The organism is Streptomyces sp. NPDC005752 (assembly GCF_040630715.1).
Taxonomy (GTDB): Bacteria; Actinomycetota; Actinomycetes; order Streptomycetales; family Streptomycetaceae; genus Streptomyces.
Window position 1 is genome coordinate 12663 of sequence record NZ_JBEXYB010000015.1, and the last position, 22896, is coordinate 35558.

General features: G+C 71.4%; 20 protein-coding genes. 11 read left to right on the plus strand and 9 right to left on the minus strand.

Going from position 1 to position 22896, the window contains the following annotated elements:
• Positions 1-200: 200 nt before the first annotated feature.
• Both ABZ441_RS14810 and ABZ441_RS14815 read left to right on the plus strand, forming a co-directional pair.
• Complete coding sequence (locus tag ABZ441_RS14810; RefSeq protein ID WP_358972904.1) at positions 201-1289, plus strand: tetratricopeptide repeat protein; 1089 nt, start codon at positions 201-203, stop codon at positions 1287-1289.
• Positions 1286-2425: a polyprenyl synthetase family protein gene (locus ABZ441_RS14815; protein WP_358972906.1), complete on the plus strand. Its 1140-nt coding sequence runs from the start codon at positions 1286-1288 to the stop codon at positions 2423-2425. The genes ABZ441_RS14810 and ABZ441_RS14815 overlap by 4 nt, the downstream gene beginning before the upstream one ends.
• Positions 2426-2678: 253 nt before the next feature.
• Here the strand turns inward: ABZ441_RS14815 and ABZ441_RS14820 are convergent, their stop codons facing one another.
• The 3 genes from ABZ441_RS14820 to ABZ441_RS14830 all read right to left on the minus strand — a co-directional run bounded on the left by ABZ441_RS14820 (position 2679) and on the right by ABZ441_RS14830 (position 5337).
• Positions 2679-3140, minus strand: coding sequence for a GNAT family N-acetyltransferase (locus tag ABZ441_RS14820; RefSeq protein WP_358973231.1), 462 nt, complete (start codon positions 3138-3140; stop codon positions 2679-2681).
• A 181-nt stretch (positions 3141-3321) separates the two neighbouring features.
• Positions 3322-4242 (minus strand): AEC family transporter, encoded by a 921-nt coding sequence (locus tag ABZ441_RS14825; RefSeq protein WP_358972909.1) that lies wholly within the window; start codon positions 4240-4242, stop codon positions 3322-3324.
• 39 nt (positions 4243-4281) lie between these two features.
• The gene (locus ABZ441_RS14830) at positions 4282-5337 is read right to left on the minus strand and encodes a LacI family DNA-binding transcriptional regulator (protein ID WP_358972913.1); all 1056 of its coding nucleotides are present in this window, start codon (positions 5335-5337) and stop codon (positions 4282-4284) included.
• Positions 5338-5609: 272 nt separating this feature from the next.
• Between ABZ441_RS14830 and ABZ441_RS14835 the strand changes: the two genes are divergently transcribed.
• The 4 genes from ABZ441_RS14835 (at position 5610) to ABZ441_RS14850 (ending at position 10737) form a co-directional block, all read left to right on the plus strand.
• Positions 5610-6980 (plus strand): extracellular solute-binding protein, encoded by a 1371-nt coding sequence (locus tag ABZ441_RS14835; RefSeq protein ID WP_358972916.1) that lies wholly within the window; start codon positions 5610-5612, stop codon positions 6978-6980.
• Positions 6981-7002: 22 nt separating this feature from the next.
• The gene (locus ABZ441_RS14840) at positions 7003-7935 is read left to right on the plus strand and encodes a sugar ABC transporter permease (RefSeq protein ID WP_358972918.1); all 933 of its coding nucleotides are present in this window, start codon (positions 7003-7005) and stop codon (positions 7933-7935) included.
• Positions 7936-7938: 3 nt separating this feature from the next.
• Positions 7939-8838, plus strand: a complete 900-nt coding sequence (locus ABZ441_RS14845; RefSeq protein ID WP_358972921.1) for a carbohydrate ABC transporter permease — start codon at positions 7939-7941, stop codon at positions 8836-8838.
• A 75-nt stretch (positions 8839-8913) separates the two neighbouring features.
• Positions 8914-10737 carry a sugar-binding domain-containing protein gene (locus tag ABZ441_RS14850; RefSeq protein ID WP_358972924.1) on the plus strand — a complete coding sequence of 608 codons (1824 nt, stop codon included), beginning with the start codon at positions 8914-8916 and terminating at the stop codon, positions 10735-10737.
• A 279-nt stretch (positions 10738-11016) separates the two neighbouring features.
• Here ABZ441_RS14850 and ABZ441_RS14855 read toward each other — a convergent pair whose 3' ends face one another.
• A complete protein-coding gene (locus ABZ441_RS14855; protein ID WP_358972927.1) occupies positions 11017-11589 on the minus strand; it encodes a DUF4383 domain-containing protein in 573 nt (190 codons plus the stop codon).
• Between the two features lie 496 nt (positions 11590-12085).
• Between ABZ441_RS14855 and ABZ441_RS14860 the strand changes: the two genes are divergently transcribed.
• Together ABZ441_RS14860 and ABZ441_RS14865 are read left to right on the plus strand one after the other, a co-directional pair.
• A complete protein-coding gene (locus tag ABZ441_RS14860; protein WP_358972930.1) occupies positions 12086-13669 on the plus strand; it encodes an SDR family oxidoreductase in 1584 nt (527 codons plus the stop codon).
• Positions 13670-13673: 4 nt separating this feature from the next.
• Positions 13674-14171, plus strand: a complete 498-nt coding sequence (locus ABZ441_RS14865) for a TspO/MBR family protein (RefSeq protein WP_358972933.1) — start codon at positions 13674-13676, stop codon at positions 14169-14171.
• Between the two features lie 216 nt (positions 14172-14387).
• On the opposite strand, the gene ABZ441_RS14870 is transcribed toward ABZ441_RS14865, so the two are convergent.
• Positions 14388-15383: a MerR family transcriptional regulator gene (locus tag ABZ441_RS14870; protein WP_358972935.1), complete on the minus strand. Its 996-nt coding sequence runs from the start codon at positions 15381-15383 to the stop codon at positions 14388-14390.
• Between the two features lie 143 nt (positions 15384-15526).
• On the opposite strand from ABZ441_RS14870, the gene ABZ441_RS14875 reads away from it, so the two are divergent.
• Both ABZ441_RS14875 and ABZ441_RS14880 read left to right on the plus strand, forming a co-directional pair.
• Positions 15527-16126: a sigma-70 family RNA polymerase sigma factor gene (locus tag ABZ441_RS14875; protein WP_358972938.1), complete on the plus strand. Its 600-nt coding sequence runs from the start codon at positions 15527-15529 to the stop codon at positions 16124-16126.
• A 433-nt stretch (positions 16127-16559) separates the two neighbouring features.
• On the plus strand, positions 16560-17951 hold the full coding sequence (locus ABZ441_RS14880; protein WP_358972941.1) for an MFS transporter: 1392 nt from the start codon (positions 16560-16562) through the stop codon (positions 17949-17951).
• A gap of 52 nt (positions 17952-18003) precedes the next feature.
• Here ABZ441_RS14880 and ABZ441_RS14885 read toward each other — a convergent pair whose 3' ends face one another.
• The 4 genes from ABZ441_RS14885 to ABZ441_RS14900 all read right to left on the minus strand — a co-directional run bounded on the left by ABZ441_RS14885 (position 18004) and on the right by ABZ441_RS14900 (position 21634).
• Complete coding sequence (locus ABZ441_RS14885) at positions 18004-18483, minus strand: NUDIX domain-containing protein (protein ID WP_358972944.1); 480 nt, start codon at positions 18481-18483, stop codon at positions 18004-18006.
• A 9-nt stretch (positions 18484-18492) separates the two neighbouring features.
• Positions 18493-20124, minus strand: coding sequence for an apolipoprotein N-acyltransferase (gene lnt / locus ABZ441_RS14890; RefSeq protein ID WP_358972947.1), 1632 nt, complete (start codon positions 20122-20124; stop codon positions 18493-18495).
• A gap of 96 nt (positions 20125-20220) precedes the next feature.
• Positions 20221-20784 (minus strand): hypothetical protein, encoded by a 564-nt coding sequence (locus tag ABZ441_RS14895; RefSeq protein WP_358972949.1) that lies wholly within the window; start codon positions 20782-20784, stop codon positions 20221-20223.
• A 58-nt stretch (positions 20785-20842) separates the two neighbouring features.
• Entirely contained in the window at positions 20843-21634 is a 792-nt protein-coding gene (locus tag ABZ441_RS14900; RefSeq protein ID WP_358972952.1) for an aspartate/glutamate racemase family protein, read from the minus strand.
• Positions 21635-21692: 58 nt separating this feature from the next.
• Here ABZ441_RS14900 and ABZ441_RS14905 point away from each other — a divergent pair, with 58 nt between their 5' ends.
• Entirely contained in the window at positions 21693-22874 is a 1182-nt protein-coding gene (locus ABZ441_RS14905; protein WP_358972955.1) for a glycosyltransferase, read from the plus strand.
• Positions 22875-22896: the final 22 nt, after the last annotated feature.

The window sequence follows — 22896 nt, forward strand, 5'->3', positions numbered from 1 at the left end:
AGTACCCGCGGCGCGTCGCGGCGTCCATCGCGCTGACTAGTTCACGCTCTCGTGTGGCCCTCAGGTATGACCCAGGACCGACTGGGAGAGGGATTCGTGGAACCCCCGCCCGCTCATACCGTCTTGATCACTGACGGCGGACGACCACCGCCGGCGACAAGTGTTCAGTGGACAGGCGAGACAGTGAGCGGGTGGCACGGGTGACTCAGCAGAATCGGCCGGAGGACAAGGCGTTCGCTCCGGAGTACCAGGGAGCGCTCGGCTCGTTGTCGGTGAACTCCTCCCTCACCGAGGTACTGGCGAGGGGAATCGAAGAGCTGCGTGCAGCCGAACGTGCCGGGGAGCAGCGGGAGATGGCGCGCTGCGGGCTCGCCGTCGCGGAAGCGTACCGGCGGCTGGGACGGGTGGCGGAAGCGGACGCGGCGTGGAAGTCGAGTTATCGTGCGGCGCGTTCGGCGGGTGACGTCGGGGCGATGGCCTGGGCGCTGTGGAGCGGTGGCACCCTCGCCCGCCAGCGGGGCTCGCTGGCACTGGCGTACCGGCTGCTCGGGCTCGCGGCGGAGATGGGCGAACGCGGGGGCGACGTGGTGGTTCGCGGCTACTCGCTGGCGGGCCTCGCGGAGACCGGGCGCATCCAGGGCGACTACCAGGCAGTCGGGGAACTGCACGAGCAACTGCTCGCCGAGGCCCGGAGGCGCGGCGAGGCCAGGCACACCGTGTGGGCGCTGGAGGGGATAGCCCAGATGCACCGCAACACCGGTTCGTACGACAGGGCGCTCGCCCTCTTCGAGGAGGCTGCGGAGACTGCGGGCCGGGCCGATGACCGAAGGGGCCGGGCCTGGGCGCTGCGCGGCATAGCCGACGTGGTGTCCGTACGGGACGGCGATGTGGAGCGCGCGCTGACGCTGCTCACGGAGGCCGAATCCATGTGCCGTGAGATGAAGTTGTCCAGTGCGCTGGCCTACAACCACAAGATGCGGGGCAACGTGCACTACCGGGCGGGGCAGTACCCGCAGGCCCGTGACACCTACGAGCAGGCACTCGCGGAGTTCCGGGAGATGGACGAGCCGCGGGGGGTCGCTCTCTCCCGGCTGGGGCTCGCCAAGTCGCTGGCCCGGCTCGGACGGAACCCGGCGGAGACCGTCGTGGAACTGGTGGCACTTCGCCGGGCCCTGGACCGGATCGGTCTGCGGCACGCCCGGGACATGGTCGACAAGGCATCCGTCGAACTGGGAGTGGGCCCCCTGCCCGACGTGGGGCACCGCGTCGAGGAGGCGGCGACGCGATGACCTCCCCGACGACCGTCCCCGCTGATACCGCGTACGACGCCGCGCCCCACGAAGCCGCCGGCGGCGGGAGAGCGGCGCGGTCGGACACCGCGTCACCGGAGCCCGCGGCCACGGCTCCCGGCATACTCGCTCGCTGTCGCGACCTGGTGCGCCCCTCCCTGGCCGCCGCGATAGAGCGGCTCCATCCGTGGCTGGGCGAGATGGCCGCGTTCTCACTGGGCTGGTGCGAGGTCGGCGGTGGGCCCGCCGACGGGTCGTACGAGGGCAAGGGGCTTCGCCAAGCCCTCGCGGTACTGTGCGCCGAGGCCGCGGAAGCCCCCGGTGAGAGCGCCGTGGCCGGTGCGGTGGCCGTCGAGCTGGTCCACACCTTCTCGCTCCTGCACGACGACATCATGGACGGGGACGGGACCCGGCGGCAGCGGGAGACCGTATGGAAGGCGTACGGCACCGGCCCCGCCGTGCTCGCGGGCGACGCGCTCTTCGCCCTGGCGGTGCAGACACTCGCCGAGGCACCGGGGCCGCACACGGCAGCGGCCGTGTGCCGGCTGTCCGAGACACTGAGCGGGCTCGTCCGCGGCCAGGCGGAGGACCTTCTTTTCGCGGCCCGCCCCTGGACGGGGCCCGAGGCTGTCCGGATGGACGAGTACCGCGCCATGGCGGAACTCAAGACCGGCACCCTGCTGGGCTGCGCGGCGGCGCTCGGTGGGCTCCTGGGCGGGGCACCCGCCCCTACCGTCACCGCACTGGACCAGGCCGGACGCCATCTCGGGGTGGCCTTCCAGGCCGTCGACGACCTGCTCGGCATCTGGGGTGACCCGGCGGTCACGGGCAAGCCCGTGCACAGCGACCTGCGACAGCGGAAGAAGACCTACCCCGTACTGGCCGCCCTCGCCGGTGACGGCCCCCGCACCAGCGAGCTCGCCGCACTCCTGGACTCCCCGCTGCCCCTCGACGAGGCCGGTGCGATGCGCGCGGCCGCACTCGTCGAAACGTGCGGTGGCCGCACCGCCACTCTGGACGAAGCCCGCCGCCGGCTGGATGCCGCCCGCGCCTGTCTGCGCAGCGTGCCTCTCGACCCCTGTGCCGCGCACGAGATGGAGGTGCTGATCGCGTTCCTGCTGCACCGCAGGGTGTGAGCGCGTCGGCCGCCGGGTGTCGCGTCGCACCCGGCCGGCCGGCGGCACACCGCCGGTCTTCCTGCCCCGGATCCCTGTGCCCGCGACGACGCACGATCCACGCACCGTCCAGGAGGAGGCCGGCCGGGCGCGCACCCGCGACGTCAACGCCTCATGGCGCACCGCACCGTGGCCGTCCGGCACGAGAGACCCTCGGTCCGTGACGAGGCGACCGTCCTCGCCGCCGTCGACCAGTGGCTGCGACCGGCCCCCGTCACGACGGCGCCGCGTAACAGTGGACGGCAACCGTCAGGTCCGGGCTCCACTGCTGCTCGACCGTGGCCATCAACTCCCAGCCCAGCCGCTCGTAGAGGGCCGCTGCGGCACGATCGGACGTGACGACGTCGAGCACCGGGTGCAGACCACGACGCCGCGCTTCCTCCTGCGCCTGACCCATCAGCAGCGCACCGATCCGGTGTCCCCTCGCCTGCGGATCGACGAACAGTCTGCCGACCACGGCGGTCCCACCCCGCGCGGCCCCGTTCAGCTCGCTCCACAGCGTCGGGGCCAGATCACCTTCGCCGCCCTGCGACAAAGTGACGTGACCGACCGTGCGGCCCGCGAGTTCGGCGACCCAGGAACCCAGCAGGGGGCCGCGTGACAGCCACTCGCGGGGCTGATCGGGCCAGTGCACCGGGTAGCCGTCAAGCTGATGGACCGCCGCGAGGACCCGCACGCACTCCTCGAAATCGCCGTCGGTCCTCTGCCGGACGCGCGGGCTCGCCCGCTGGTCGGGTATTCCGGAACTCTCGATGTTCACCCCGGAATCCAAGCACAGGCCACGGAACCACGACCAGGCGCGTTCGACGCGCCGTCGCCCAGGCGAGACCGGGCTCCGGCACTCCGGGAGCGGTTCCCTAACCCAGTAGGGCGGCGATGGTGATCAGGACCGGAACCGAGGCGACGGTGGACAACAGGATCGACTCCCGGGCGAGTTGTTCGGCGACACGGTACTGCGACGCGTAGGTGTAGAGGTTCTGCGCGGCGGGCAGCGCCGAGATCACGACGACGTCGAGGAGAGCCGCGCCGTGCAGATGGAAGACGCCCGCGCCCACGGTCCAGGCGATGACGGGCTGCACGGACGTCTTGAGGGTGGCGGAGAGCGCGATGGCGGCCCGGTCGGCCCCGCGGGCGGGTATGCCGCTGCCGCGCAGGGAGATCCCGAAAGCCAGGAGGACCGCGGGGACCGACATGTTGCCGATGAGGGTGAGCGGTTCGAGGGCCGGCGACGGGACCGTCCATCCGGTGGCGGCCACGGTGACGCCTGCCAGCGAGCCGACAGCCATCGGATTGCGGAGCGGTGTGGTCAGGCGCTGGAGGAGAGGACGGGGCTCTCCGGGCCGGCCCAGGTCGAGAATGGTCAGAGCGAGCGGCGTGACGACGATCTGCTGGAAGAGCAGCACGGGGGCGACGAGCGAGGCGTCTCCCAACACGTAGACGGCGATCGGGATCCCGAGGTTGCCGGCGTTGACGTAGCTGGAGCACAGTGCGCCGACGGTGAGGTGGCCGGCGCCCCAGCCCCTCAGGAGTCCCACGCCGACGAAGAGGGCCGCTGTCGCGGCCATGGCGGCCGCGGTGACCAGAAGCCGTCGGGAGAAGATGACCGACAGGTCCGCGCCCGCGAGAGTGGTGAAGAGCAGTGCGGGGGTGGCTACGTTGAAGGCGAGCCGGGTCAGGACCGTCCGGCCGTCGTCCCCCAGGTGTCCGCGGCGTCCGAGGACGTAGCCGATGCCTATGACGACGGCGATCACCGCGAACCCGGTGAGAACTCCCTGCATGAATTTCCTTGCTCATGGGCACGAAGCCCGCGGCGCCCGTCACCTGCCCTCGGGCCCCTCCGTGCTCTCGCGCAGGACGAGACGGTGGGCCACCACGCGGTCCTGAGGCGACTGGATGCCGGGGCTCCCGGCATCCGGTGTCAGCGGACTCTGCGCGGCTTCCTCGATGCGCCGGTGCAGCAGTTGGACCGCGACCCTGGCGACCGCCGCCTTGTCGGGCGACACGGTGCTCAGCGTCGGCACGCTGAACCGGCCCCCCTCCACGTCGTCGAAACCGATCACCGCCACGTCCTCGGGTACGCGGAGTCCGTGTTCGTGGAGCGCGCGCAACGCCCCCAGAGCGAGCTGGTCGTTGAGGCAGAGCAGCGCGTCCGGCCGCGCTCCGGCGTCCAGGGCTCGGGCCACCGCCCGCGCGCCGTCGGGCATCCTGAAGTCGTCCACCGGCAGCAGCGCCTCCGGGTGGTGGGCGATGCCCGCCCCGGCCAGCGCCGCCATATAACCGCGGGTGCGGGCCTCCGCGGTCCCGAGGCCCGGCGCCTCCCGGCCACCGACGGCGAACACGGTCCGGCACCCGAGACCGATCAGATGTTCCGTGGCCTCGCGCGCGGCCGTCTCGTTGTCGATGGCCACATGGTCCGCCCCCTCCTCCAGCAACTCCCCCAGGAGCACGGTCGGTGGTGCCCCCGCGCGGTCTGTGACGTCGTCCGCGGTCAGGGCGAGCGGGCTGAGGATGATCCCGTCGACGAAGTCGGAGCCGAAGCCGGCCAGCGCGGCGAGCTCGTGCTCGCGGTGCGCCCCGCTCTGGTGGATGAGCACCGTGAGGGAGAGCTGCTCGGCCTCACGGATGACGTGCCGGGCGAGCTCGGCGAAGTAGGGCACGTCCAGCTCGGGCACCACGAGGGCGATGATGCCCGTACGGCCCTTGCGCAGGTGGCGTCCGGCCAGGTTCACCCGGTAACCGAGATGGTCGATGGCCTCGCGGACCACACGCCGCGTCCGGTCGGAGACATGGACGTAATCATTGATCACGTTGGACACCGTCTTCTCCGACACCCCCGCGTGCCGTGCGACGTCCTTGATCCTGGGCCGTGCCACGGCCGACCTCCCTGCCCTCGTGCGCTGCCGAGTCTATGTCCCGGCCCGTCCGCCGCGGACGGGTGGCCTCCGGGCGCTGCCGGGCGGCTCACCACCGGGCTCACACAGCCGTATCGTTCGAACTCTTTACAGCGAATGTACATCGATGTAAAAAAAGGTGGCCGCACTGTTTCAGCCAGCGCGGCCACCCATCCGCCGTGTGCGGTGGACCCGCCCGCACCGGCGGTCCGCCGCCGATCCGGCATGAGCGTCCGGCCGTCGAAAGGTCCGTGATGAGTCCTTCGTCCCACCCCCGTGAGGTGCCGGTCCCGCCCGGCCCCGGCCCGGCCCCCGGCATCGGGCGCCGCCGGCTGCTGCGCTACGGAGCGGCCGGCGCGAGTTCGCTGTTCGCCGCCGGCGCCCTGACCGGCTGCTCCTCCCGGGCCTCCGCCGCCGGCGCCTCGGCACTCGACGTCTGGGACCTGTTCCAGGGGGGTGACGGCATGCTCATGAACGACATGATCAAGGCCGTCTCCGAGGGCCCGGACGGATTCGAGGTCGATCGCACGATCCTCGACTGGGGGCCGTCGTACTACACGAAGCTCGCCATGTCGGCCGCCGGCGGGAGGGCCTGTGACGTGGCCGTCCTGCACCTGTCCCGGCTGGCCGGCTACGCCCCCGGCGGCCTGCTGGACCCCTTCGACCTCGATGTGCTCGCCGAGTTCGGTGTCACCGAGAAGGACTTCACCCCGGCCGTCTGGAAGCGCACGCAGCATCAGGGGAAGGTGTACGCCATCCCCTTGGACGTCCATCCGTTCATCGTGTTCTACGACCGGGAGGCCGCGGGCAGGGCCGGCCTCCTGGACCCGAAGGGCGAACTCGCCCCGATGGGTTCTCCGAAGGCGATGCTCGAGGCGGGCGAAGCCCTGGCGGACGTGACGGGGAAGTCCGGCATCCTCTTCGGCCACGTCACCGACACCGCGCAGAGCTGGCGTCAGTTCGCCGCTCTCTACGCCCAGACCGGCGCCGCCTTCACGCTGCCGGACGGCAAGGCCGCCGAGATCGACACCGACGCCGCCGTACAGGTCGTGTCGTTCATGCAGCAGCTCTTCGACGGGCGGACGAATCCGAACAACCTCGACTACAACAGCGCCCTTGCCGGGTTCCTGGGCGGTCGCGGCGGCATGGCCATGCTCGGTGAATGGGAGCTGCCGACGCTCCGGAAGTCCGGCATCCCGCTCGGAGCCGCACCCTTCCCCCAGGTGTTCGACCGGCCCGCCGTCTACACCGACTCCCACAGCTTCGTCCTGCCGCACCAGGACAACCCGGACCCGGCTCGCCGCAGGGAGGCCCACCGCTACGTCGCCCAGATACTCAAGCAGAGCCTGACCTGGGCGAGTGCCGGCCATATCCCCGCCTATCAGCCCGTGCTGGCCGAGCCGGCGTACGCCGAACTGAAGCCGCAGTCCTCGTACGCCGACGCGGGAGAAGTGGCGGTGCTCGACCCGCCGAACTGGTTCGCCGGCGCCGCTTCGAACTTCCAGAACCGCATGTGCCAGCCGCTCCAGTCAGCGCTGCTGGGCAACACCTCGGCCGAGAAGGCGGTACGGCAGATGGTCCGTGAGGCGAACGCGCTGCTGCGGCAGCCCAACCCGGTTGCCTGACCGAGCAGAAGGAGTAACCGACGTGACCACCACCACGCCGGTCGGGGCCCCCGCCCCGACCGGGGAACCGCCACTCGTCCGGGCCCCCCGGCGCCGCGCCGGCCGCCGCGGACCGGGCCCGCTGTTCGTGCTGCCCTTCGCGGTCCCCTTCGTCCTCTTCCTCGTGTGGCCCGTGCTCCAAGGCCTCTGGATGAGCTTCACCGACAGCTCGCTCGCGCTGCGCGCCACGTCCTTCGTCGGTCTCGACAACTACGCCGAGGCCTTCGGCGACCCGGACGTCTGGAGCAGTCTCGGCAACACCGTCTTCTTCACCGCCGCCTCGAGCGTCCCCCTGGTGCTGATCGCGCTCGCGATGGCGCTCCTGGTGCACAGCGGGCTGGCCGGCCAGTGGGTGTGGCGGCTGTCCTTCTTCGTGCCCTACCTGCTGCCGGTCACCGTGGTGACCCTCATATGGACCTGGCTCTACCAGCCGGATGTCGGCCTCGGCAACGAACTGCTCGGCACGCTCGGCTTCGAACCCGTCGGCTGGCTGTCCGACGAGGCCGTCGCGATGTGGTCGGTCGCCGCGCTCACGGTCTGGTGGACGGTCGGCTTCAACTTCCTCCTGTACCTCGCGGCTCTGCAGTCACTGCCGACGGCCTACGACGAGGCAGCCGCGCTCGACGGCGCGGGGGCGTGGCGGCGTCTGTGGTCCGTCACCCTGCCGCAGCTGCGCAGGACCACCGTCCTGGTCGGCATGCTCCAGGTCCTCGCGTCGCTGAAGGTGTTCGACCAGATCTACATCCTCACCAAGGGCGGCCCCAACGGCTCGACCCGTCCTCTCCTCGAATACGTCTACGACGTCGGGTTCACGGGTTACCGGCTGGGCTATGCCTCCGCCGTCTCCTACGTGTTCTTCGCCCTCGTCATCGTCGTCTCGCTCGCACAGCTCCGCCTCTTCCGCCAGGAGGACTGACGCATGTCCACCACCACAACCACCGTGCGGAGCCGGCGCCGACCGCCACGGGAACAGGCCGGCTCCCCGCTGCTCCTCGGCCACGGCCGGCTGCCGCGCGTCCTGGCCGGCACCGCCCTCACCGTGCTGGCTGCCGTCTGGCTGCTGCCGTTCCTCTGGGCGGTGGCCACCTCCGTCCAGAGCGAGCAGGACGTCGCGAAGCCGGGCCTTTCGCCGTTCAAGGGCGCCTTCACCCTGGACTCGTACCAGCAGATCCTCGAACGCGGAAACGTGACGGTCTGGGCGGCCAACAGCTTCCTGGTGGCCGGACTGGTCACGTTGATCACCGTAGTCATCTCGACGCTGGCGGCGTACGGCTTCTCTCGGGGCACCTTCCGCGGCCGCCGCGCCCTGCTCGCCGTCACCGTCGCCGCCATCATGATCCCGCCGCAGCTCCTCGTCGTGCCGCTGTTCGAACAGATGCTGATGTTCAACCTGGTGGACACGTACGCGGCGATGATCCTGCCGCAAGTGGTGGCGCCCATGATGGTGTTCATCCTCAAGAGGTTCTTCGACGCGGTCCCCCGGGAGCTGGAGGACGCCGCCCGGCTCGACGGCGCATCAGAGGTGCGGGTCTTCCTGTCGGTCGTGCTGCCGCTGTCCCGGCCGATCGTCGCAGCCGTCTCGATCTTCGTTTTCATCGGCGCCTGGAACAACTTCATGTGGCCGTTCATCGTCACCAACGATCCCGGCCTGATGACGCTCCCCGTCGGACTCGCCACCGTCAAGGACGCCTTCGGCATCCAGTACGCGCAGGCCATGGCCTCGGCCCTGCTCGCCGCGCTGCCGCTGGTCGTGGTCTTCCTCCTCTTCCAGCGCCGCATCGTCAGCTCGGTGGCCACCACCGGCCTCGGCGGAACCTGACCGATCCCGGCTTCCACCCTCCGTACCACCTGGGCCGGATGCTCGCCGCCGGCCCGACGACTCACTGGAGCACGCGTGCCCACGCCCCCCGTACCGCGCCCGGAGTACCCGCGACCGCAGTTCGTCCGCACGGACTGGCTGAACCTGAACGGCTTGTGGCAGTTCGAGACCGACCGGGGCGACAGCGGCCTCGAACGCGGTCTCCTCACCCGTGAGCTGGGCGGGCAGATCCTCGTCCCCTTCCCGCCCGAGTCCGAGCTGTCCGGGGTCGGCGACACCGACTTCCTCGAGGCCGTCTGGTACCGGCGCGTCCTCGCCCTGCCGGCTGCCTGGGCCGGCCGCCGTGTTCTGCTGCACTTCGGAGCCGTCGACCACGACACGACGGTCTGGGCGGACGGCACCGAGGTCGCACGCCATCGGGGTGGCTTCACCCCGTTCACCGCCGACCTCGGCGACATCGCGGGGTCCGGGCGGGACGTCGTCGTCACCGTCCGGGCCCGTGATCCCCGCTCGGGCCCGCAGGCCCGCGGCAAGCAGGCCACCCAGTACGCCAACCACGACTGCAACTACACGCGTGTCACCGGCATCTGGCAGACCGTCTGGCTGGAGCCCGTTCACGAGGTGCACCTGAGGCGCCCCCGGATCACCCCTGATCTGGCAGGCTCCGCCTTCCACCTGGAACTGCCGCTGTCGGGGAACCGGCCGGGCCACCGGGTGCGCGCCGTCCTCAGCGACGGGGACGGCGACGTGTGCCGGGCCGAGGCACGCGCCGACCTCGATCTCGCACCCCGGCTCCACCTTCCGGTCCCGGCGGACCGGAGGCGTGAGTGGGGTCCCGAGGACCCGCACCTCTACGGCCTGCGGCTCGAACTGGTCGACGGGCAGGGGAAGCTGCTCGACGCGGTGGAGAGCTACGCGGGGCTGCGCGCCGTCGGCCTGCGGGGCAAGGCCGTCACGCTCAACGGGCGCCCGCTCTTCCAGCGGCTCGTGCTCGACCAGGGCTGGTACCCCGACGGTCTGATGACAGCGCCCACCGACGAGGCGCTGGCCCACGACATCGAGATCGCGATGGCCGCCGGCTTCAACGGGGCCCGGCTCCACCAGAAGGTCTTCGAGGAGCGCTTCCTCTACCACGCGGACCGTCTCGGCTATCTGGTCTGGGGCGAGTTCGGCGACTGGGGCTGCGAGACGGGCGGGTCGTCGGGGAACAACCAGCAGCCCGACTCCTCGTACGTCAGTCAGTGGCTCGAAGCCGTGGAACGCGACTACTCACACCCCTCGATCGTCGGCTGGTGCCCGCTGAACGAGACGTACCAGAAGCTGCACGACCGCATCACCGGACTCGACGACGTCACCCGGGCCATGTTCCTGGCCACCAAGGCCCTGGACACCACACGGCCGGTGATCGACGCGTCCGGCTACGCGCACCGGGTGATGGAAACGGACATCTACGACTCCCACAGCTACGAGCAGGACCCTGAGGCCTTCCGGCGGCAGATGGCGGGACTGGCCAAGGACGAGCCGTTCGTCAACGCGTACGAGAGCGGCGCCGCCTACTCCCAGCCCTACCGGGGGCAGCCGTACTTCGTGAGTGAGTTCGGCGGCATCTGGTGGGACCCGGAAGCGGCCGCCGCACAGTCCGGGGAGGACCGGACCGTCTCCTGGGGATACGGCGAACGGGTGCGCAACGAGGAGGAGTTCCACGCGCGCTTCAGCGGCCTGACAGGGGTTCTGCTCCAGGATCCCGCCATGTTCGGCTACTGCTACACGCAGCTGACGGACGTCTTCCAGGAACAGAACGGCGTCTACCGCTTCGACCGCGGCACCAAACTCGACGTGGCACGCGTCCGCGAGGCCCAGGTACGCCCTGCGGCGATCGAGGAGCGGGACGGCCGGTAGCGGGCCGTACGGTGCCCGCCGGCGACGGCATCGCGGTGCGCGGGCGGCACCGCCGAAAGCCGCCGGGCTGTGCCGTACACCTCCCGGTCACCCCGCCAGGTGATGGACGCCGGTGCAGCCGGACCGTCCCGGGCGGGACCTTCACCGGTCTCCGTCCGGGCCGGGCCTCCGGTGGTGCGGGCCCGGACGCCCCGCCGACTGCGCCGCCGGCTCAGGCCGGCGGACGAACGCCCGGCCCCTCGGTATCGGTGACACCGAGGTCCGCGGAGCAGGCACCCGTCACACGTCACCGGTCTCACGCCCGGTGGCGCCACTGGTTCGTCCTGCGGGAAGCACGGCCGGGTCGGGCGTCGCACCCAGGTGGCGGACCGAAGCCACCCCGTGCTCTGCCTGCACGGGGTGCCTGCGCTGCCAGTAGGGGTTCTCGTGGGACAAGCGGCTGGAGACCCTGCCGTACATGCCGAACGTCGCGATGACCAGGCCCATGACGAAGCTGAACACCACGTTGGTCATGCCGAAATCCAGGACGTTGACGGATCGGTCCAGCACGAAGATGTGGGCGAAGCCGCTCAGGACGAACAGCCCGCCCACCGTCATGTTGAGGGTCGACGCGAAGTTGCCTCCGATGGCGGCCCCGACCAGCAGCGCAAGTCCCACCACCGTCGAGATGACGCTGAGCGTGGTGTTCGTGGTCATGCCCGCGACGGTGTCCCCGGCCGTGTCGAACGGGGTGAGGGCGTCAGAGAATCCCAGGACGGCGAAGGTGATCAGGATGAGGCCGCAGACGGCCGCGCCGTAGCGGTAGACGGTCGCCAGATGATGATCGACGGGAAGTTCGTCTCGAAGCTTCATGACCTTCCTTCTGCCGGAACCATCAGCATGGATGCGGATATACAGTGATTTACAGCAACTGCTTCACCGTCCGCAGCCGGGCAGGAGGGCGCCGGCCCACGGTGGCGGCCGTCCGACCCTGAGCCGTCGTCGGGCCCCGCGCATCCGCCGGCCCGTTCCAGGGAGAAGTAGAGGTGGGTGGAGCGCAACGCACCCCCGACGCACACGGCAGGAGCGGCCCGATGCGCCACGCAGCGGCAGAGGCGACGCGTGTGGCCGGGTCGGGTCGGGTCGGGTCGCACGGTGCCGCCGCCCGTCCCTTGCTTCCGGCACCCGGAGCGCGAAGCGTCCCGGCGCACGATCGGGCAGGTCACGGCGGTTCCCGAGCATCATGTCCCGCCGCTCGGGAAGACGACCACACGTGGTACCGGGGCGCCGTCCGCGACCGCCCAAGGGTCGGATCGGCGATCCGGCGTCCCGCCCTGCGACACCGGGCCGAGCATGAGGAGGAGCGTTCGTGAACACGGACGGACAGAGGAATGCCGAGCGGCTCAACTGCCTGGTCACCGGTGCGTCCGGGTACATCGGCGGACGTCTCGTACCGGAGCTGCTGGAGGCGGGCCACTCGGTCCGTTGCCTGGCCCGGTCCCCCGGGAAACTTCGCGATCATCCGTGGGCGCGGGAGGTGGAGACGGTCAGCGGGGATGTCACGGAGGCTGCGTCGGTCGCCTCCGGCATGCGCGGGATCGACGTGGCGTACTACCTGGTGCACGCCCTCGGGACCGGTTCCGGTTTCGAGGACACCGATCGCCGCGCAGCGAGGATCTTCGCCGAGCAGGCGCACGCCGCAGGTGTCCGGCGGATCGTGTACCTGGGTGGACTCACACCGAACGGGGTACCGGAGCGAGAGCTCTCGCCACATCTGCGGTCCCGCGCCGAGGTGGGCCGGATCTTCCTGGAGGGGCCCGTTCCGGCCACCGTGCTGCGGGCGGCCGTGGTCGTCGGCTCGGGATCGGCCTCCTTCGAGATGCTGCGTTACCTCACCGAACGGCTCCCTGTCATGGTGACCCCGAGCTGGGTGAGCACCCGCACGCAGCCCATCGGGGTCCGCGACGTGCTGCACTACCTCGTCGGCTCGGCCACCATGCCGGCGGACGTCGACCGGGCGTTCGACATCGGCGGGCCGGACGTCCTCACCTACCAGCAGATGATGCGCCGGTACGCCGAGGTGGCCGGGCTTCGGCGACGGCTCATCGTGCCTGTACCGGTTCTCACCCCGAGGCTGTCCAGCCATTGGGTCGGCCTCGTCACCCCTGTGCCGGCTTCCATCGCCCGGCCGCTGACCGAGTCGCTGCGTCACGAGGTCGTCTGCGACGAACACGACATCGCCCGCTACGCCCCGGACCCCCCGGGCCGGCCACTGCCGTTCGACGACGCCCTGGATCTCGCCCTGCGCCGGGTGCGTGAGGCCCAGGTGACCACGCGCTGGTCCTCCGCCGCTGTGCCCGGGGCGCCCAGCGATCCCATGCCCACCGACCCGGCCTGGACCGGGGGCAGTCTTTACCGGGACGAACGGGAGCTGGCGGTGGACGCGCCCCGCGAGTCGCTGTGGAAGGTGATCGAGGGGATCGGCGGCGACAACGGCTGGTACTCCTTCCCCCTGGCCTGGGCGGTCCGGGGCTGGCTGGACCGCCTGGTCGGCGGTGTCGGGCTGCGTCGCGGACGCCGTGACGCCGAGCACCTGCGGGTGGGCGACTCACTGGACTTCTGGCGTGTCGAAGAGATCGAACCGGGCCGGCTGCTGCGGCTGCGCGCCGAGATGCGGCTGCCGGGCCTCGCCTGGCTCGACATGTGCGCCGAGACGTCCGAGGGTGGCCGCACCCGCTACCGGCAGCGTGCCGTCTTCCATCCGCGAGGACTGCTGGGTCACGTCTACTGGTGGACCATCTCTCCCTTCCACGCGGTCATCTTCGGAGGGATGGCCCGCAACATCACTCAGGCCGCCACCAAAGGCATGAGCGCGCACGACGACGAGGCCCGCACGGGCCGCGGGCGGCGGGGCTCCCGCCGTGGCGGCGTACGCGGCGACAGGAGTGCGTAGCCCCATGACTTCCCCCGGTGACACGGAGCACCCGGCTCCCGGCAGGTGGCTCCTCCTGCTGCTGTTCCTGGCGATCTGCTGTGCGGTGGCCGTGGTCGGCGCTGTTGCCGCCGGCGACGCGGGCAGCACCTACACCTCGTTGCGGCTTCCCGGCTGGGCACCGCCCGGATGGCTGTTCGGGCCCGTGTGGACCGTGCTGTACGCGACCATCGCCGTCGCAGGATGGCTGATCGCGAGAACGCGCCGGCCGGGCAACAGAACCGCCCTGCTGTGGTGGTCCGTGCAGCTCGTCCTCAACCTGGCCTGGACTCCCCTGTTCTTCGGCGCGGAGCGGTACGGTCTCGCCCTGGTCGACATCCTTCTCCTCGTGACCGCCCTGATCGTCACGATGGTGAAATTCGCTCGACTGCACACATGGGCCGCCGTACTGCTCGCGCCGTACCTGGTCTGGGTCTCCTACGCCTCGGCCCTGAACTGTTCCATCTGGCTGGCGAACACCTGAGGACGGCCGGCCGGGCGTCCGCCGCGCTGTCGGGGCCGGGCAGCAACGCGCCTCCGTCAGGCGGGGCGTGCGGGTGGCGCGATTCGGAGCGGCTCCGCCCCGACGCCCGACTCACCCGGATGGCGGAACCACGTACACCCGTTGCCACCGCTGACCGGTGACGCCGGATGCGCAGCCCGGCCTCTTCCGTGCGCACCCGACAGGTGGCGCCGGCCGTCAGACGACCAGCGACTCCACAGCCCTGACGGCCTCGGCGAGCCCTGGCGGATGCCGGAGCCCGCGCGCGGTCTGCCCTGCCCAGCCGGGCCCGAGGGCGAAGACGACCGGCTTCCTCCGGGCGCCGCGTACACCCCATTCGATCGTGGCGACGTGCCGGGCGAGCGGCAGACTCGCGGTGGTGCGGGACTGCGCCCACAGGCCGACCGCACCCGGCCCGGTCCTGCGGACCGCGGAGACGAGCGACTCGACGGGCACAGCTGCCCCGAACATCCGGACGGGAAGCCCGCGTTCGGTCAGCGCGGCGGTGAGTACCTCCAGTGGGAGGGTGTGGTTCTCAGCCGGTGCACAGGCGAGGACCGTGGAGGTGCCGCGGAGGTCCCGGCCGACGGGCGGTGTGTGGCGTCGCAGCGCTCCGGAGACGTGCCAGGACAGGAAGTGTTCGACCTCGACGTACCTCTCCCCCGAGGTCTGCCACTTGCGGCCGACAGCCTGCAGCGTCGGCATGATCAGTTCCGTCCAGGCGGTGACCAGGCCGTGTTCCTCGATCGCCGCGTTCAGCAGTTCGTCCAGGGCGGCAGTGTCGAGGCGAAGGGCCGCGCGGGCCATACCCTTGCATTCCGCACGTGCGTCACCCATGCGCAGTCCGCTGCCGGCCCGGAGCCGTCCACTCGCCGCCGCTCGCGGCAGGGGAAGCTCTTTTGGCCGTGGCGGGGGCAAGCGGGGGCCGGAGCCGGCGAGCGCCAGCCTGGCGGCTTCGGCGGGCGGCAGCCCGGCCCCGGTCAGGACGCACATCCTCCGTAACCGTGCGAGATCCTCAGCCGCCCAGCGGCGGTGCCGGCCGCCGGTACGCGTGGTGGGACCGAGGCCGTAGCGGCGATCCCACGACCGGATCGTGGTGGGGGCGACGCCGAGACGTCTCGCCACCTCGCCGGTGGTCAGAGCGCCCTCACTCCGGGCGTCGTCGCCTTCTTCGCCGTGTTCGTCCGGTCCCACATCCGCATCATACGACGCACAAACGACGCAAGTTGTACGTGTCGTTCCTGCTCCCGAGACTGTGCAGTCCAGCCGGGTCCCATCGCTGAACACACCCGCCGGGGCCGGCTCGGCAGAGGCCCCTGCTGCGGGGAGGAACGGGCATGAGTACGTGCACGCAAGCTGACACTCCCTCACCGTGGGCTGTGCCGCCCCCCTATGACGACCGCCTCGTCCCCGGCCTGCACCTGACGGAGGAGTCGTTCGCTGCCATGTACCGGCGTTGGGGCTCCTTCGTCCACACGATGGCCACCCGCTCCCTGGGGGACACGCACGAAGCGGAGGACGTCACCCAGCAGGTCTTTCTCGGGGCCTGGCGCGGACGGGAGAGCTTCCGTCCGGACCGAGGTTCTTTCGGCGCGTGGCTCGTCGGCATCACGCGCCGGAAGGTCGTCGATTCTCTGGCAGCCAGGAACAAACGCCTCAGCCTGATCGACGCCGTGACGTGCACCCTCGACCCGCATGGGCTCCAGCACGCACCGGATGACGTCCTGGACCGCGTGTTCCTGGTCGGCGCCCTGTCCCGGCTGCCGCGTAACCAGCGTCAGGTCCTGTGCATGGCCTTCTACGAGGATCTGACGCAGGTCCGGATCGCCGAGTACACCGGAATGCCCCTGGGCACCGTCAAGAGTCACGCCCGGCGGGGCCTGACCCAGTTGCGAGCGGAGATCGAGCAGGGCTACACGGACGGGAGCACGGCATAGGCGGGGCGGCCCTGCAGGCGAGGGTCGCTGTCACGGCCGTGCCACGCCTCACGACCCGTATCGGTGGAATCCGCGGAAGCGTCGCCGTCAGGAGCACCCCGGGACACACCGTCTTCCGCCTCACGCTCCCCGCCTGACACGCGGCCGACGGACGGAACACAGCCGCCCGGGGCACGGTGTGCGCGCCCGAGGCTCGGCGGGACGAGACGGCAGGGCGGAGCGGCACTGCCTCGAAAACGCACCGAACCGCACAATCCGGAGAATCGCCCCCGCTCGCTCCCGAGACCCGAGCGGGCCGGGACACCACCCGTAGCGCCCGCACGCACACCTCGCACGCCAACTATGGTGTCCCGCCACATACGCCCCTGACCTGCCCCTTCCTACGGTATGGCGACACGGAAACGTCCCCGCCAACTGTCCGGAAGTGGTATCCATGACCGCCCCAGCAGCAACCGCTCCCCCACCCCCGTCCAACCTCCGCCGCATCGTCGCCGCGAGTCTCGTCGGGACCACGGTGGAGTGGTACGACTTCTTCCTCTACGGCTCCGCTGCCGCGCTGGTCTTCAACAAGCTGTTCTTCCCCGACTCCGACCCGCTCGTCGGCACTCTTCTCTCCTTCCTCACCTACGCGGTCGGCTTCGCCGCGCGTCCGATCGGAGCCCTGGTCTTCGGGCACTACGGAGACCGGCTCGGACGCAAGAAGCTGCTGGTGCTGAGCCTGCTGATGATGGGAGGCGCGACCTTCGCCATCGGCCTCCTGCCGACACACGCCACCATCGGTTCCGCCGCGCCCGTCCTGCTCACGGTGCTGCGCCTGGTTCAGGGATTCGCCCTCGGGGGTGAGTGGGGCGGCGCCGTGCTGCTCGTGTCGGAGCACGGCGACTCGAAACGGCGCGGATTCTGGGCGTCGTGGCCCCAGACGGGGGCGCCCGCCGGCCAGTTGCTCGCGACGGCGGTGCTCTCCGCCCTCACCGCTCTCATGTCCGAGTCCGCGTTCGAGGCCTGGGGCTGGCGGATTCCCTTCCTCCTCTCCGGCGTTCTCGTGATCCTGGGACTGTGGATTCGTCTCTCCGTCGATGAATCGCCCGTCTTCAAGGCGGCCCTCGCCCAGGCCGAGCAGCGCAAGGCGGATGCCGCCCCCGCCGAGAAGATGCCCCTGGTCGCGGTCCTGCGGCATCACTGGCGCGATGTGCTGATCGCCATGGGTGCGCGGATGGCCGAGAACATCAGCTACTACGTGATCACCGCGTTCATCCTCGTCTACGCGACGACAGCCGCGGAGCTGAGCAAGCAGACGGCGCTCAACGCCGTACTCGTCGCCTCCGCCGTGCACTTCGCCGTGATCCCGCTGTGGGGCGCGCTGTCCGACCGGATCGGGCGCAGGCCCGTCTACCTGGTCGGCGCCATCGGTGTGGCGCTGTGGATGTTCCCGTTCTTCGCGCTGATCGACGGCAGGAGCTTCGGGAGCCTGCTGCTCGCCGTCACGGTCGGACTGATCTTCCACGGCGCCATGTACGCGCCGCAGGCGGCCTTCTTCGCGGAGATGTTCGCGACGCGGATGCGCTACTCGGGCGCGTCGATCGGCGCCCAGTTCTCGTCGGTGGCCGCAGGCGCCCCGGCACCGCTCATCGCCACGGCGCTGCTCGCCGACTTCGGCAGTTCGACGCCGATCTCGCTGTACGTCATCGCCGCCGCGCTGATCACCGTGCTGGCGATCGTCTGCGCCAAGGAGACCAGGAACCGGGACCTCACGGACATCGATCCGGAGACCGACGGGCCGGCCGCTGCCCCCGCGGCACTGCCCACCGACGCGCGGAGCGTCTGACCCGACAGCGCCGAAGGGCCCGCCTCCACCGCTGCCGGGGGAGCCGGGCCCGTCAGGCTTCGGGGCTCCGTGCGAACCAGGTGGGGCCGTCGCTGAGGGACTGCTTGATCCGGAACAGCGAGAACTCGCTCAGCGGCGGCAGGGTGTCGACGTCGAACCACCCGACTTCCAACGACTCGTCGTCGTTCACCCGCGCCTCGCCGCCGGTGGCCCGGCAGCGGAAGGTGATGTCGACGTACTGGCACCGGTCGCCGTTGGCGTACTGCACGGGCTTCAGCGCCTGGGTGAGCACGACCCGCTCCGCGACACAGTGCACCGCCGTCTCCTCGTACACCTCACGCTCCGCCGTCAGCGCGGGCTCCTCACCGGGCTCGCCGATGCCGCCGACGAGCGACCACTTGCCGGTGTCGGACCGCCGGCCGAGCAGCACCCGGCCCCCGTCGTCGAAGACGACTGCGGTGACTCCCGGCAGCAGGAGGAGCTGGTGTCCGGCGGTGGCGCGGATGTCGCGGATGAAGTCAGGAGTGGCCATGCGACGAGACTACGTGGCGTGCGTGGCGTCCTCCGGGCCGGCCGCCAGGTCCTCCCGCTCCTTCCGCGCGCGCGTCGACCGGGCGGCCGCCCAGCCGAGACCGCCCAGGGCGAGCAGCGCCAGGACGCCCTCCGGCAGGGTTCCCAGCCGGGTGGCCGGGGTGAGCGAGGAACGCAGGGGCACCTCGTCGACCAGTGCGTCCGGGGTGAACATCTTCGTCTTCTCGACGATCGTGCCGTCCGGCCGGATCACGGCGCTGACGCCGCTGGTCACGGGTACGACGACGGAGCGCCCGTGCTCGACCGCGCGCACCTGGCTCATCGCCAGCTGCTGGTAGGTCATCTCGCTGCGCCCGAAGGTCGCGTTGTTGCTCGGTACGGCGATCAGCTGTCCGCCGTCCTTGACCGTGTCGCGTACGGCGTCGTCGAACGCCGCCTCGTAGCAGGTCACGAGCCCGACCTTCGTGCCCGCCAGGTCGAACACTCCTACCTTCGTACCGGGGCCGAAGTCCCGCTGTACCCGGTCGACGTCCTTGCTGAAGACGCGTGCCACGGACCGCATCGGCATGTACTCGCCGAACGGCTGGATGTGACGCTTGTCGTAGGTGTCCACGGGGCCGCTCTCCGGGTCCCATTCGATGAGGGTGTTGCGCAGCGGCCCGGTGTCGGGGCTGAGAACGGCGCCGACGACCGTGGGGGCACCGATGGCCCGCACGGCCCGGTCGATGGCGTCGCGGGCGTCGGCGTTGCGGTAGGGGTCGAGGTCGGACGAGTTCTCCGGCCACAGGACGAAGTCGGGCTGCGGCACCTTCCCGGCCTTCACGTCGCGGGCGAGCTGTTCCGTGCGCTCCGCGTGGTTGTCCAGGACGGCCCGGCGCTGGGAGTTGAAGTCGAGCCCCAGGCGCGGCACGTTGCCCTGGACCGCGGCGACCGTGGCGGTGCCGTCCTCGGGCGAGTCGTCGACGAGCGGGAGGGCCGCGAGGGCGGCGGCGACCGGGGCGGCCACGGTGACGGCCGCCGCGACGACGGCGGAGCGGGGCACGGTGCCGGTGACGCGGTGGCGGCGGACCTGCCGGACGGCTTCCAGGAGTCCGAAGCCGCACAGCACGACGGCGAATGTCAGGAGCGGGGTGCCGCCCAGCGCGGCGAGCGGCAGGAAAGCGCTGTCGGCCTGGCCGAAGGCGATCTTGCCCCAGGGGAAACCGCCGAAGGGGACGCGGGCGCGGAGCGCCTCGTCCAGGGTCCACACGGCCGCTGCCCAGACGGGCCAGTACGGGAGCCGGGAGACCGCGGCGATGCCGGCGCAGCCGATGGCGATGAACAGGGCTTCGGCGAGCGCGAGGGCGAGCCAGGGGACGGGGCCGACCTCCTCGCCCGTCCAGTGCAGCAGCGGCAGCATGAAGCCGAGCCCGGCGAGGAGGCCGAGGCCCAGCGCGGCACGCAGCCTGCGTGCCGTGAGCACCCAGCCCAGCAGGGCGAAGCCGGGGAGCACCAGCCACCACAGGGGCCGGGGAGGGAAGCTGGCGTAGAGCAGCGCACCCGACAGCACGGCTGCGGCCGGCCGGAGGAGCCGCGGCCACAGCTTGCTGCTGCGGGACACGGGGGCGGGCGGCGGTTCGGCGGTGATGACGGTGGCGCTCACCTGCCGGAGTCTACGGTGGGCGGCTGTGGGCCCGGCAGCCGCTCCTGCCGCCACAGGCCGCGACGGCATGCCGTCCACGCACGGCGACGCCCGGGCTCAGGGCCCCGGGGTCTTCCCGGTGGCCGTCAGGTGCAGCCGGTCCCGGATGAAGCGTACGGCCGCCTCCGCGTCGTCCACCGTGACGGTGAAGCTCCTGCCGTCCCCCAGCCGGAGCACCAGCCCCTCCCCCCGTCGCACGACCACGGCCGTGCCCTGGTCGGGGCGCCAGCGGTAGCCCCAGCCGCCCCACTGGCGCGGGGTGACCCTGGGGGCGAAGTCCGCGCCCACCACATGGGTGAGCAGGATGCGGCGCCTGGGCAGCCCCACATGGCCGCAGCGCACCTCCAGGGCGTCACCGTCGACCTTGACGGCCACGTGCACGAAGGCGAGGGTGCCGAAGAGGATCAGGAGTCCGGCGGCGACGCAGCCGATGACGGACATGAGCAGGGGGGCGATTCCGCCGCCCCAGGCCGAGTCGACGGCCAGTTGGATGCCGAGTGCGAGACAGCCCGCCCCCACTGCGGCCAGCAGCCACTGGAAGCGATTGGTCGCCCGTCCCGTCCAGACCGTGCTCCGGGCCTGGCTCGAACCGTGCCGCGCGTCGCCGGGGAGGTCCGTCATGCCAAGCAGCGTACCCACGTTCCGCGACATGAGGAGGTGCGCGCGAGCCCGGCGGGGCTCAGACTGCGGGGCTGACGGCCTTGAGCAGCAGGCCCTCGGCGTAGGACAGGGCGGGCCCGGACAGGTCACCGGCGTCTCCTCCGAGGAGCACGGTGAGGGTGCCGGCAGGTTCGGCCGACGGAGCGGGAACGGCCCCGATACGGCGCAGTGCCTGGGCCGCCACCGCGTCGGCGGAGCCGTGGAGCACGAGTGGCTTCCGGCCGGCCCGGTCGCGCTCCACCGCGGCGCGGATGCGTTCGGCCACCAGTTCGTAGTGGGTGCAGCCGAGGACGACGTCCGTCACCCCGGCCGGGGTGAGGGCGGCGGCAGCGGCCACCGCGCGGTCGATCGCCTCCTCGTCGGCGTGCTCGACCGCGTCGGCGAGACCGGGGCAGGGCACCTCGGTCACGTCCACGGCCCGCGCGAAGTCGTTGATCAGCCCACGCTGGTAAGGGCTCCCGGTGGTCGCCGGCGTGGCCCAGATGGCGAAGGGGCCTCCGCCCGAGGCGGCCGGCTTGATCGCGGGCACCGTGCCGACGACCGGAATCCCGGGCTCCAGCTCGGCCCGCAAGGTCGGCAGGGCGTGGACGGAAGCGGTGTTGCAGGCCACGATCAGGGCGTCCGGCCCGTGGGCGGCGGCCGCGCGAGCCACGGCGAGCGCCCGCCGGGTCACGTCCTCGGACGTGCGGGGCCCCCAGGGCATCGAACCCGGGTCCGAGGACAGCACCAGATCGGCGTCGGGCCGTAGCCGGCGTACAGCGGCCGCTGCCGCGAGGAGGCCGATTCCCGAGTCCATGAGTGCGATCTTCACCCGGTCACCATAGTCGACAGCCCTTGCGGCGCCGCCGGAGTGGGGCACACTTCGACGGATGAGCGCCGTTGCCTGGACCGCCGTGGGTTCGCTGATCGTGTGGATGTGGCTGTTGCTGGGCCAGGGCTTCTTCTGGCGGACCGACCAGCGGCTGCCGGCCCGCCGGGACCCGGCACGCTGGCCCTCGGTGGCCGTGGTCGTGCCCGCGAGGGACGAGGCCGAGCTCCTGCCGACGAGCCTGCCGTCACTGCTCGCCCAGGACTATCCGGGTGACGCGGAGGTCTATCTGGTCGACGACTGCAGCGCGGACGGCACGGGCGAGCTCGCCCGGACGCTGTCCGAGCGGTACGGCGGGCTGCCGTTGACGGTGGTCACGCCCGGTGAGCCGGAGCCGGGCTGGACGGGCAAGCTCTGGGCCCTGCGTCACGGCATGGCGCTGGCCCGGCGGCGGAAACCCGAGTTCCTGCTCCTGACGGACGCCGACATCGCTCATGAACCGGACAGCCTGCGGGAACTCGTCGCCGCGGCCGGTCCCGAAGGGGCCGACGGATTCGACCTGGTCTCGCAGATGGCCAGACTGAGGGTGACGAGTACCTGGGAGCGGCTGGTCGTGCCGGCCTTCGTGTACTTCTTCGGGCAGCTCTACCCCTTCCGTCGGGTGAACGGAAAGGGGTCGAGGACGGCCGCGGCGGCGGGCGGCTGTGTGCTGCTGCGCGCCGGAGCCGCCGAGCGGGCGCGGATCCCGGAGTCCATCCGTCAGGCGGTGATCGACGACGTGTCCCTGGCGCGTGCGGTGCGGCGCAGCGGGGGCCGCATCTGGCTGGGGCTCGCCGAACGGGTGGACAGCGTGCGGCCCGGTCCACGGCTGGCGGACCTGTGGCGCACGGTCGCGCGGAGTGCGTACGCGCAACTGCGCCACAGCCCGTCACTGCTGGCCGGCACGGTCCTCGGGCTGGTCCTGGTCTATGTGGTACCACCCGTCACGCTGGGCGCGGGGCTGCTGACCGGCGATCCGGTGGCCGCGGTGGCGGGCGGGGCGGCCTGGGCGGTCATGGCGGGGACCTACATGCCGATGCTCGGGTACTACCGGCAGTCGCTGTGGCTGGCGCCGCTGCTGCCGTTCACCGCGGTCCTCTATCTCCTGATGACCGTGGATTCCGCTGTGCAGCACCACCGGGGGGTCGGTGCGGCCTGGAAGGGACGTACGTACGCCCGCCCCGCGGCCGCACCGGAGCCCTGAGCCCTGTTCTGCCCGGGTGGCC

Excerpts from the sequence above, each read along its gene's own strand:
- ABZ441_RS14880 (WP_358972941.1), top strand. The coding sequence starts at position 16,560 with ATGACCGCCCCAGCAGCAACCGCTCCCCCACCCCCGTCCAACCTCCGC.
- ABZ441_RS14875 (WP_358972938.1), top strand. The coding sequence starts at position 15,527 with ATGAGTACGTGCACGCAAGCTGACACTCCCTCACCGTGGGCTGTGCCG.
- ABZ441_RS14905 (WP_358972955.1), top strand. The coding sequence starts at position 21,693 with ATGAGCGCCGTTGCCTGGACCGCCGTGGGTTCGCTGATCGTGTGGATG.
- ABZ441_RS14865 (WP_358972933.1), top strand. The coding sequence starts at position 13,674 with ATGACTTCCCCCGGTGACACGGAGCACCCGGCTCCCGGCAGGTGGCTC.
- ABZ441_RS14825 (WP_358972909.1), bottom strand. The coding sequence starts at position 4,242 with ATGCAGGGAGTTCTCACCGGGTTCGCGGTGATCGCCGTCGTCATAGGC.
- ABZ441_RS14855 (WP_358972927.1), bottom strand. The coding sequence starts at position 11,589 with ATGAAGCTTCGAGACGAACTTCCCGTCGATCATCATCTGGCGACCGTC.
- ABZ441_RS14815 (WP_358972906.1), top strand. The coding sequence starts at position 1,286 with ATGACCTCCCCGACGACCGTCCCCGCTGATACCGCGTACGACGCCGCG.
- ABZ441_RS14845 (WP_358972921.1), top strand. The coding sequence starts at position 7,939 with ATGTCCACCACCACAACCACCGTGCGGAGCCGGCGCCGACCGCCACGG.
- ABZ441_RS14835 (WP_358972916.1), top strand. The coding sequence starts at position 5,610 with ATGAGTCCTTCGTCCCACCCCCGTGAGGTGCCGGTCCCGCCCGGCCCC.
- ABZ441_RS14885 (WP_358972944.1), bottom strand. The coding sequence starts at position 18,483 with ATGGCCACTCCTGACTTCATCCGCGACATCCGCGCCACCGCCGGACAC.
- ABZ441_RS14895 (WP_358972949.1), bottom strand. The coding sequence starts at position 20,784 with ATGACGGACCTCCCCGGCGACGCGCGGCACGGTTCGAGCCAGGCCCGG.